This is a genomic window from Amycolatopsis sp. NPDC005003, from assembly GCF_053600695.1.
The window spans coordinates 1-1251 of the sequence record NZ_JBSGAI010000116.1; the positions used below are offsets into that span (position 1 = coordinate 1).

Consider the following 1251-nt stretch of genomic DNA (forward strand, 5'->3'; position numbering starts at 1 on the left):
GCGATCGCCGGCTACCTCCGCTGGCGCAACCGCCACTGCCACCCCAAGCGCCACTTCGCCGTCAACTCCAAGATCCGCCGACCGGATTACCTACCTAACGTTGCTTGATACGGCACTAGCCCCCTACGAGCCTCCGAAACGCGGCACGGTCGAGGTGTGCCTCTTCACACGCGCTGGTCCCCCGACGAGATACCCTCAGCCGCCCGGCCGAGCTGGCAGGTTCTGCTCGAGGAGCAACACGGCATCGTCAGCAATCGGCAGCTCCACGCTTACGGTCACTCGGTCGCCGATCTGACCGCCAATCTCGTCGCCGGACGTTGGCAGCGTGTGCTTCCCCGGGTTTATGCAACCTTCACCGGCGAATTGTCTCGCCCCGCGCGGCTCCACGCCGCGCTCCGCTACGGTGGCCCACACGCGGCCCTGAGCCACTACAGTGCCGCGGAGGAATGGGGCATGCTGCCGATTATCGATCGGCCGGTCGAAATCACTGTGCCCTACACGAGTTCAGCGATCTCGCATGCACCACTGGTAGTCGTTCATCGCTCCCGTGCTCTGCGCTACATCACGCTGGAAACGAATCCGCCGCGGACGCGAGTGACGGACACCATCCTCGATCTCGCCGTGGCCCAGCCAACTGGTGGCCAAGCGACGATGCTCGTGGTCGATCTCGTCAGCCGAAGCTCCGTTCCACTCCAGTCCATGCTGGACTGCTTCCAGGCTAGACCGCCGTTCCGGTTTCGCTCCGCGATCCGACGTGGCTTGGAGCTGGTGAGCAACGGGCTGATGTCCGCTCTCGAAGTCGAGTACCAGGACGAGGTCGAGGACAAGCACGGGCTGCCACGCGGCGAACGCCAGACACCTTTCCAAGTCGACGGAAAGACGCTGTGGGAGGACGTCACCTACGACGGACACGGCGCGCCGGTCACGGTCCGGCTCGATGGCAGGGCATCGCACGCCACGGCTGGTGTCGCTTTCCGGGACCGCCGCCGCGACAATGCCGCCGAGCTGGCCGGACGCGCTCGCCTGGTCTATGGCTGGCGCGACGTTCACACCATGCCGTGCGCGGTGGCCGCCGAGGTCCGGCAGATCCTGCTTCGCGAGGGCTGGAATCCTGGAGGCAGCCGCGAACTGACCTGTCGATGTGCCCAGGCGTCGTGAGTGGTAATTTGCGCTCTTCGTCGAACGCGGCGGCGGTGACCTCGGTGCGGTACCGGATGTGCGGCTCGAGGCCGTACTTCGCGATGACGCGCC

General features: G+C 65.9%; 1 protein-coding gene. It reads left to right on the forward strand.

The genetic code is table 11. The features are described 5' to 3' along the window. Positions 1-156 precede the first annotated feature (156 nt). Positions 157-1158 (forward strand): hypothetical protein, encoded by a 1002-nt coding sequence (locus ACWED2_RS48300; protein ID WP_449697237.1) that lies wholly within the window; start codon positions 157-159, stop codon positions 1156-1158. Positions 1159-1251: the final 93 nt, after the last annotated feature.